Below are 8933 nucleotides of genomic sequence, written 5' to 3'. Positions count from 1 at the left end.
ATCCAGCTCGCGCAGGCGCGCACCGGCCCGGTAGGCCACCACCAGCCCATCGCCGGTGGCACCGACGGGGTTGGAGGTGGGGAAGCTGTTGAAGTGCAGCCGCCCGGTGCCACCGGTCGCAAGCACCACGGCCCGCGCGCGCGCAAGCACGAAGCAGCGCCACTCCAGGTTGTAGAGCACGGCACCGGCGCAGCGGCCCTGGTCGTCGGTGAGCAGTTCAACCACGGGGCAGCGGTTCAACACCGACACGTTCGGTTCCAGGTCGACCGCCTCGCGCAGCACGCGCATCATCTCGAGGCCCGTGTAGTCGCGGTACGAGAGGATGCGAGCGGCCGTGGCCCCACCTGGCTTCTTGCGCAGCAGCTTGCCGCCGAAGGCGCTGTGGCCGTCCTCCAGGTCGAACTGCATGCCCAGGCGGATGAGCCAGCGGATCACATCCGGGCCATCCATCGCCATCTGCGCCACCAGTTCGGGCTCGGCGCTGAAGTGCCCGGCGCGCAGCGTGTCTTCGAAGTGGCGCTGCGGGCTGTCGTCGGCGCCCACCGCAGCCTGGATGCCGCCTTCGGCCATCACGGTGTTGCTGTCGCCCAGGCGCAGCTTGGTGGCGAGGATGACCCTGCTGCCCGCCTTGGCCGCGCTGAGCGCTGCGGCACAACCGCCCCCGCCGCCGCCGACCACCAGCACGTCGGTGCTCACGAGCTGCGCTCCGGCGATGTCGACATCGTCGATCTGGGCAGTGGCGTGCAGCAGTTGCGCCAGGGCGGGCTGGCAGGCGTCGCCGCGGTTCACGCCCACGGCCAGCGCCACGCGGGCGTTGGGGCCGTGATCGGGGTGGTAGCCCTTGAGCAGCTCGTCGACGCTGCCCGCATCGTTGCGCAGGGCGGGCGTGGCGCCCACGCGGTAGCGCTGGCGGGCGGTCTCGTAGGGGATGCCGGTCGCCATGCTCAGCGCGCCGGGGGGTGCGCGCCGGGCGCATCGAAGTCGATGGTCTGCTCGCCGCGCTCGATCTCCTGCAGGCGCAGCAGCAGGTCCGAAGGCCGCAGCGAGGCCGAGGCCCGCAGCCGCCGCACGAACAAGCCGAGGTGGTTGGGGCTGATGTGCTCGGGGCAGGCCAGCGTGCAGAGGTTGCACATCACGCACTCGTCGAACACCTCGCTCGCGGCGGCCAGCTCGCCCGCGGCGGCGTGGTTCACGCCGCGCTGCACCTCCAGCCCCTTGGGGCAGGCGCGGTCGCAGCCGCTGCAGTGGCGGCAGTGGCTGGCCTCGGGGAAGACCTCGTTGATCTGCGGCAGCGCCTGCCAGCTGTCGGTGAAGTCTTCGATGCGGTAGCGGTGCGGCATCGAGGCGGTGAAGTACTCGAGAAAGGCCACCTGCATGCCCTCTTCGACCAGGGTCTCGCAGGCGAGCGCGGTGCTCACCTCGCGTTCGCCAGCCTTGCGCACCATCACACGGCAGGAGCCACACACGCCCTGCCCCATGCAGCCCACGCCTTCGACCAGCGTCTGGCCCGCATGCACCATGGCCTGCAGGATCGAACTGGTGGCCGGCGCCTGCAGCGCCCGGCCATCGATGCTGAGCTGGACCAGCTCCGAAGCCTTGCTCATGCCCACCTCACCAGTAGCCCAGCACCTTCCACCAGGCGGCGCCGATGAAGACGTAGACCAGCAGCTCCAGCACGCTCATGATGAAGCCCACGCGCCACCACACGCCGAGCGTGACGTAGCCGCTGCCGAAGACGATGGGCGAGGTGCCGGTGGCGTAGTGCGTGAGCGTCATCATGATGGTCGAGCTGGCCACCATGATCAGCACGAAGAGCCCCACGTATTCCGGCGGCATCAGGCTCACGCCGACCGTCAGGAAGGCCAGCATCATGGCGCTGACGTGCGCCGTCGTGCTGGCGAAGAGGTAGTGCGAGTACAGGAAGGCCAGCACCAGCACGGCGGCCGTGCCGCCCCAGCCGATGCCGCTGGCGACGATGACGTCCTTCATGCCATCGGAAAACCACTTGATGACGCCCAGCTTGTTGAGCTGCTCGGCCAGCATCACCAGCGCGCCGAACCAGATCAGCGTGTCCCAGGCGGACTTTTCACCCAGCACGTCGTCCCAGTTGATGGTGCCGGTGATGATCAGGATGAACACACCGAGGAAGGCCACCACCGTCGGGTCGAGGTTGAACGCCGGGCCGAAGATCATCTCGGGCACGTTGGCCCACAGCAGCAGCAGCAGGCCGAAGGTGCCCATCATGACCTTCTCCTTGGCCGACACCGGGCCCATGCGTGCCAGTTCGTCGCGCGCGTAGTGGATGGCGTCGGGCGTGGCCTTGAGCTCGGGCGGCTTGAGCAGGTAGATCACCAGCGGCATGGCCAGCAGGCACAGCGCGCCGGGCAGCAGCATGCACAGCGCCCAGTCGGTCCAGGAGAGAGAGATCTTCGAGTTGGTCGCCTTGGCGACGTAGTCGACCACCAGCGGGTTGGGCGCGGTGGCGGTGATGAACATGCCCGAGGTGATGGTGTTGGCGTGGTAGTTGACCAGCGCGAGGTAGGTGCCGACCTTGCCTTCGGTGCCCTTCTCGGGGTCGGAGTCGAAGGCGTTGGCGATCGACTTCATGATCGGGTGCACGATGCCGCCGCCGCGCGAGGTGTTGCTGGGCGTGAAGGGCGCGAGCAGCAGGTCGCAGAAGGCGAGGCCGTAGCCGATGCCGATGGTGCGCTTGCCCAGCGCCCGGATGAACAAGAGGCCCATGCGCTGTCCGAGGCCCGTCTTCTTGAGCCCGCGCGAGATCAGGATGGCCGCCACGATCAGCCAGATCAGCGGGCTGTCGAAGCTGCTCAGCGCATCGGCGATCGCACCCTTGGACGAGTTGGACGTCACCTCGCTGAGCGACACGATCACGATGGCCATCAAGGCCATCACGCCGATGGGCATGACCTTCAGGATGATGGCCACGATGGTGGTCAGGAAGATCGCCACCAGCGTCCAGGCATTGGGCTTGAGGCCTTCGGGCGTGGGGATCAGCAGCAGGATCACCAGCACAGCGGTGGTGATCAGGGCCGGCACCAGCCGGAATGGAACAGCCCCGTTGAAGTAGCGCAACGCGGCCACGAGCTTTGCGAACATTCGGTACACCTCCGCAGAACAACGCTCTGACCGCAAGCGATTGCGCGTATTAGAGCGTTCGAGGGACCGGTTTGACAATGGGGCGTCCACCCCGCCGGTTCAAGCCGTCAGCAGGCCAGCCGATCCCTTGCGCACCTTGAACGGCGCCTGGTAGAGCCACAGTGGCCGGCCATCCGCGCAGGTGTGCACGGCGGTGGGTTGCAGGTCGGCGGCCTCGAACTCCAGGCTCGCCATCCAGGCTCCGCAGCGCAGTTCGCGGGCGGCCTTGCGCACTGCACGGGGCATGCTTTCGGGTCGCTGGAAGAGATAGACCATCGCGTAGGGCGTCCAGTCGGCCTTCCAGATGTCGGCGCGCTTCACGCGGGCCGGCACGCGCAGCAGTCGGCAACGCCAGGCGCAGGCCAGGCGCAGCGGCCAGCTCCATTCCAGGCCTTCGAGCCGGGCCTGCGGGAACTGGGTGCGCAGCTCGCGCAGGCCGTCGCCCAGGCCGCAGCCCGCATCGACGACACGCGGCGATTCGCCGTCGAGCCAAACGACGCGTGACAGGCCGTTCAAGGCACCGGAGGGCGTGGGGAACATGGGTGCATCGCGCCAGGCGTGCAGCGGGTACATCGCGAACAAGGCCAGCAGCGGCAGCAGCCAGCCCCAGGCCGGCACGTTGGCTGCCATGCCCGACGCCAGCACGGACAGCGGAAAGCCCAGCGCCACGATGACCCGGCGCCAGCGCCGGCTGCTCAGCAGGCTGAGCAGCGCGCCGATGGCGGTGGACAGCAGCAGGGCTGCCCAGTCATGTGCGTTGAGTGCCTGCAGGCCCACGAAGGTGCCCCAGCAAAGCGCCCAGACCAGCAAGGCAGGCAAGGGCCACATCAAAGGATCCCGTCATCCCGGCGCACGCCGGGATCCACTGCCGGCAAGGCGAAATGTTTCGTAGCGCCATGCCATTGCGCGCCGGTGGATCCCGGCGTGCGCCGGGATGACGCCATGGTGAGATCCATCAGAAGTTGAACGCCAGCCGCAGGCCGCCCCAGTGCTTGCCATTCACCGTGATCGGTGCCGCCGCTTCCTTGAGCAGCACGAACTTGCCGCCACCCATGTCGCGGCGGTAGGTCTGCAGAAGGAACGGCCGCTGGTTGCGCGCCGAAGCCAGGCCGGTGCGGTCGTTGAAGATGCGGCGGTAGCGGCTGTTGGCGGTGTCCCACACCACGTCGCCGCGCTGCGGGTTGCAGTAGACCTTGTTGTGCGTGGCCACGTAGCCGTTGCGGTCCACCGAGATGCAGAACACGATCTTCGGGTTGGAGGCCAGCACGCGCTCCTGCACCTGCGGGAACAGGCGGTCGGCCAGCTCCACGAAGCGGGTCGTGACCTGGGCCGGGTGGGTGTGGGGAATGGGCTTGTAGTGCTCGTCGAAGAGGGCGGCTTCGGTGACGGTGCCGGTGCGCAGGGCGTCTTCGAGCAGCTTGGAGATCTGCGCCGCGGCTTCCTTCACCGACAGAATGAAGGGGGTGTCTTCGGTCTCGATGCCGCATTCGGCCACGAGCTCGATCAGGTGTTCAGACACCTTGAGGAAGGATTCGCTGCGCACCAGGGCGGAGTCGAGGGCCCGCGTGGCGCTGTGCATCTCGCCTTCGATGGCCGACATCTGGCCGTTCAGGCCGCTGCAGATGTTGCGGCTCTGCGCTGCGGCTTCGGTGATGCTGGAGACGCCGCCTTCCAGTTCGGCCAAGGCGCGCTGGAAAGCGCCTTGCTCGGCCTGGTTGGGCTTGGACTGGATCTCGCGCGACAGCGCTTCGATGCGCCCGTCGAGCTCGCCCACGGTGCTCATGATGGCCTTGGACGAGGCCTCGACCTTGCCGGCCAGGTCTTTCACCGCATCCGCCACCACACCGAAGCCGCGGCCGGCCTCGCCGGCGCGCTTGGCCTCGACCGAGGCGTTGAACGCCACCAGCCGCGTCTGCAGGGCCACCTGCGTGATCTGCCCGGCCGCGTCGGCCACGTTGCGCAGGGTGTTGACGATGCCCGAGACCTCGTTGCCGATGCCTTCGACGGCCTCGCGCGCACGCGCAACGGCCTGCAGGCTGCCGGCGGTCACGCCACGGATCTCGTCCTGCGCGCTCGTGATGCTCTTGAGCTGCTCCGCCAATGCGGCCACGGCCTTCGCCTGGCGCGTGGCGCCCTTGGCGGTGTCGTCGAGCTGCCCGCGCACTTCGGCGACTTCGCGGCCCATGGTGGAAGCCTGCTTGCCGATGGACTGAACGGCAGCGCGCAGGTCAGGCTGCTGCGCTGCCGTCACCGGCTCCGCAGCCGCCACGGGTAGGGCACTGCGGTTGGATCTGAAGACCTGGAACATGACGCTTCCGTTGAATTACCACTCGCGCAGCTTCACGCGCAGGCGCGCGATCGACTGGCTGTGCAGCTGGCACACACGAGATTCCGTCACCTTGAGCACGGCGGCGATCTCCTTGAGGTTCATGTCGTGCTCGTAGTACATGCTCATCACGTACTGCTCGCGCTCGGGCAGGTTCTTGATGCCCTCGACCAGGGCCTCGCGCATGCGCTGGTCCTGCAGTTGCGCGAGCGGGTTGAAGCCTTCGTCGGCCACGTGGCGGTCGAGGTAGTCGTTGTCGCCTTCGTCGCCCGACATGTCTTCGAGGTACACGAGCTGCGTGCCGCGCACCTTGCCCAGCAGGTCCTGGTACTCGGCCAGCGTGACGCCCATCTCGCGGGCGATCTCGCTTTCGGCGGGGGCGCGGCCGAGCTTCTGCTCGAGCTTGTGCACCGCGCCTTCGATGCTGCGCTGCTGCTTGCGCACGCCGCGCGAGAGGTAGTCGTTGCCGCGCAGCTCGTCGAGCATGGCGCCACGGATGCGCTGGGTGGCGAAGGTCTCGAACTGCACGCCTTGCGCAGCGTCGAAGCGGCTCAGGGCGTCGGTGAGGCCGATCATGCCGACCTGGATCAGGTCGTCGAGTTCGACGTTGGCCGGCAGCTTGGCGATCATCTGGTGGGCCAGTCGGCGCACCAGCGGGCTGTACTGCTTGAGCATCGAGTTGACGTCGAGTTGGCCTTTGGCGGTGTACATGGTTCTCGGCTCCGAGAGGTCAATTCAAGGCGTGTTGTGAGGCCAGCGCGTTCAGCGTGCTCGCGTGCGGCAGGTAGCCGCCGGGGCCTTGCAGGAACGCGTCGCGGGCCCAGCGGCGCAGTGCGCTCGTGGGGGCCTCGCGGGCATCGGACGCAGGGTCGATCTGCAGCCAGTCGCGCAGCACCGCACCAAGGAAGTCGTCGGCACAGGTGGCGAGCTGGATGGCGATGCGTTCTGCGCGCGGCGAAGTGGGCGCGGCGCACAGCAGCAGGTCGAACACCACCAGGCCGGCGCGCTGGCTGAGCAGCTTCATCGCGGCGTAGGCGTGGGTCACGCTGGCGGGGCGGTCGTCGGCCAGCAGCAGCGGGCGGGCCTCGCTGCGGGCGAACAGGCGGCACAGGTCGGACTCGGTGGCATGCACCAGCACCACGTCGGCTTGCGGCGCGGCGTCGGAAGCAGCTTGCAGGAAGCTCGCGGTCGAGCCGGTCGCATCCACATAGCGCACCGGTAGGCCACGCGCCGCCAGGTACGAGACCTGCGGCGACAGGGTTTCGATGCACTCGGCCAGGTCGAGCGCGGCCAGCTCCTGGGGGGCGGGGGCACGGTCGCCAGCGTCGATCACCAGCACGTGGGCGCCCTGCTCGCCGAAGGCGGTGCACAGCCGCTCCAGCATCACGCCGCCGAAGGCCACGTGCGGGTTGGCCACCACCGGTACGAAGCGCACCCGGGCGTGGGCGAACATCTCGCGCAGGCCCTGGGCCTGGTCGGCGGGGTAGGACGAATCGAAGGCGTCGTGCATGGAATTCTTGTGTTGGGTAAGCACTCAGAAACCGTTGAAGGCCATCAGGCGTGGAGATCAGGCGTGGAGCGAAGGGCGCGCACGCTGCGCCTGCTGACGGGCCGTGAAGATCAGGTTCACGTCGGCGGCTTCCACGCGGTAGGCCGGGTTGACGTTGACGCGCAGTGCGCGGTGCACCAGCGCATGGGCCGACAGGCGGTGCCAGTCTTCGGGCACGCGCTGGCCGTTGGCCACGCCCACCACCTTGAGCTTGTGGCGGATCAGCGCGTCGAGCGCGGGGGCCAGCTTGACGGCTTCGTCCATCTTGGAGAGCACGATGCCTTTGCAGGCCGCGGCGCGGTAGGAAATCATCACGTCTTCGATCGTCTCGCCCTGGGCGGCGGCGTTGATGACGAGCAGCTTCTGGATCGAGCGGTGGCCCAGCATGTCGAGCAGCTCGCGGGTGCGGGTGTCGCGCTGCGCCATGCCGGCGGTGTCGATCAGCACCATCTTCTTGCTGGCCAGCAGGTCGAGCAGGTCTTCGAGCGAGGCGCGGTCGTGGGCGGTGTGCACCGGCACGCCGAGGATGCGGCCGTAGGCGCGCAGCTGCTCGTGCGCGCCGACGCGATAAGCGTCCAGCGTGATCAGGCCGAGGTGGTTGGCGCCGTGCTTGGCGGCAAACGCGGCGGCGATCTTGGCGGCGCTGGTGGTCTTGCCCACGCCGGTGGAGCCGATCAGGGCGAACACGCCGCCCTGGTCTTCGATGGCGGCTTCGGCTTCGCCGGTGAGCAGGTTGCGCTCGAGCACGTTGGCGGCCCAGGCGGTCTCGTCGGCCACATCGCTCGGCAGCGTCTCGACCAGCTTGCGGGTCAGCGCGGGCGAGAAGCCGCAGTCGAGCAGCTTCTGGATCAGCTGGGCCTGCGCCGGGTGGCGCTGCATCTTCTCCATGAAGGCGAGCGCACCGAAGCGGTCTTCGATCAGGCCCTTCATCGAGCGCAGCTCGTTCATCATGTCCTGCTGCTCGCGGCGGGCGGCGGCCTGGTTGACGGCGCTGGAAGCATCGGCGAGCGAAGGCACGGCCATCTGGGGCTGCTGCACCGGCATGGGCATGGGGGCGGACATCTGCACTGGTGCGGCCTGTTGGGCCTGCTGGGCGGCGACACGCACCTCTTCACGCAGCACCGGCGGCTCGCGCACGGCGGTGCGCTGCACGACGGGCTGCTGCACCACGGCCAGCGCAGGCGCGGCCTTGGGCGGCTGTGGCAGGGTGGCGCTGCGGGCGGCCAGGCGCTGCTCCAGCGCGCTGGGCAGGTCGGGTTCGAGATCCTGGCGCGAGTCGGCGAAGCTCGGTTCCTGGTGACGTTGCGCGCTCATGGCGGCCTGGCGGCGCTTGAGCATGCGTTCACGCACGTAGTCCTGGAACGAAAGCGTGCTCATCGACAGGCGGGCCACGTCGTCGCTCACCTCGTCTTCGGGGTCGGGGCGCTGCATCGGCGCGAGCGGCATGCTCGGCTTGGCCGCGGCGCGGGCCTGCGGCTGAGCTTGTTGCGAGGCGCTGCGGGCGGCGATCGACGAGGCCGACAGGCGCTCGATCTGCTGCACGCTTTCGGGCGCCATGGCCAGCACTTCCACACCTTCGGGGCAGGGCTTGGTCGACAACACCACGGCGTCTTCGCCGAAAGCCTGGCGCACCAGGGTCAGGGCGTCGCGCGAAGTGCGCGCGGTAAAGCGTTTGACGTTCATGGGTTGCTCCGCTTGGCCGCGCCCGCATGGGGGGCTTGGCATGGCATCAAGTGTGTAAGAGGGTGTGCCACGACGGTCGGGCAATGAGCCAGCCGAAACCCGGTCATTTGGGGTGATTCGGCGAGGTGTCGGCGGGAGGTCGGGTGGACGGTCGTCATGGCGGGGCGCAGTGGTTGAGCGCTTTGCCATTGTTCCGGGGTGGGGGCGGAACTTGAGGCG

The 8933-nt window shown here is 68.5% G+C and carries 8 protein-coding genes; all 8 read right to left on the bottom strand.

Going from position 1 to position 8933, the window contains the following annotated elements; genetic code table 11:
- The coding region (locus VFL64_RS16990; protein WP_489541561.1) for an FAD-binding protein at positions 1 to 942 on the bottom strand (942 nt) is incomplete at its 3' end.
- A 2-nt stretch (positions 943 to 944) separates the two neighbouring features.
- Positions 945 to 1586: a 2Fe-2S iron-sulfur cluster-binding protein gene (locus VFL64_RS16985; RefSeq protein WP_489541562.1), complete on the bottom strand. Its 642-nt coding sequence runs from the start codon at positions 1584 to 1586 to the stop codon at positions 945 to 947.
- Positions 1587 to 1611: 25 nt separating this feature from the next.
- A complete protein-coding gene (locus VFL64_RS16980) occupies positions 1612 to 3117 on the bottom strand; it encodes a DASS family sodium-coupled anion symporter (protein ID WP_489541560.1) in 1506 nt (501 codons plus the stop codon).
- Between the two features lie 99 nt (positions 3118 to 3216).
- Entirely contained in the window at positions 3217 to 3984 is a 768-nt protein-coding gene (locus VFL64_RS16975) for a class I SAM-dependent methyltransferase (RefSeq protein ID WP_489541559.1), read from the bottom strand.
- A 127-nt stretch (positions 3985 to 4111) separates the two neighbouring features.
- The gene (locus tag VFL64_RS16970) at positions 4112 to 5464 is read right to left on the bottom strand and encodes a methyl-accepting chemotaxis protein (RefSeq protein ID WP_489541558.1); all 1353 of its coding nucleotides are present in this window, start codon (positions 5462 to 5464) and stop codon (positions 4112 to 4114) included.
- Positions 5465 to 5479: 15 nt separating this feature from the next.
- On the bottom strand, positions 5480 to 6193 hold the full coding sequence (locus VFL64_RS16965) for an RNA polymerase sigma factor FliA (RefSeq protein ID WP_489541557.1): 714 nt from the start codon (positions 6191 to 6193) through the stop codon (positions 5480 to 5482).
- A gap of 19 nt (positions 6194 to 6212) precedes the next feature.
- Positions 6213 to 6992, bottom strand: coding sequence for a MinD/ParA family ATP-binding protein (locus tag VFL64_RS16960; RefSeq protein ID WP_489541556.1), 780 nt, complete (start codon positions 6990 to 6992; stop codon positions 6213 to 6215).
- A 57-nt stretch (positions 6993 to 7049) separates the two neighbouring features.
- Positions 7050 to 8714 (bottom strand): flagellar biosynthesis GTPase FlhF, encoded by a 1665-nt coding sequence (gene flhF, locus VFL64_RS16955; RefSeq protein WP_489541555.1) that lies wholly within the window; start codon positions 8712 to 8714, stop codon positions 7050 to 7052.
- Positions 8715 to 8933: the final 219 nt, after the last annotated feature.

The sequence above is a fragment of the Rhizobacter sp. genome, from assembly GCF_035702065.1.
GTDB lineage: Bacteria > Pseudomonadota > Gammaproteobacteria > Burkholderiales > Burkholderiaceae_C > Rhizobacter.
This window is presented reverse-complemented; position numbering and strand designations above follow the sequence as displayed.

Bases quoted from the DNA above. Each gene is read 5' to 3' on its own strand.
- VFL64_RS16980 (WP_489541560.1), bottom strand. From the start codon at position 3,117: ATGTTCGCAAAGCTCGTGGCCGCGTTGCGCTACTTCAACGGGGCTGTT.
- VFL64_RS16975 (WP_489541559.1), bottom strand. From the start codon at position 3,984: ATGTGGCCCTTGCCTGCCTTGCTGGTCTGGGCGCTTTGCTGGGGCACC.
- VFL64_RS16970 (WP_489541558.1), bottom strand. From the start codon at position 5,464: ATGTTCCAGGTCTTCAGATCCAACCGCAGTGCCCTACCCGTGGCGGCT.
- VFL64_RS16965 (WP_489541557.1), bottom strand. From the start codon at position 6,193: ATGTACACCGCCAAAGGCCAACTCGACGTCAACTCGATGCTCAAGCAG.
- VFL64_RS16960 (WP_489541556.1), bottom strand. From the start codon at position 6,992: ATGCACGACGCCTTCGATTCGTCCTACCCCGCCGACCAGGCCCAGGGC.
- flhF (WP_489541555.1), bottom strand. From the start codon at position 8,714: ATGAACGTCAAACGCTTTACCGCGCGCACTTCGCGCGACGCCCTGACC.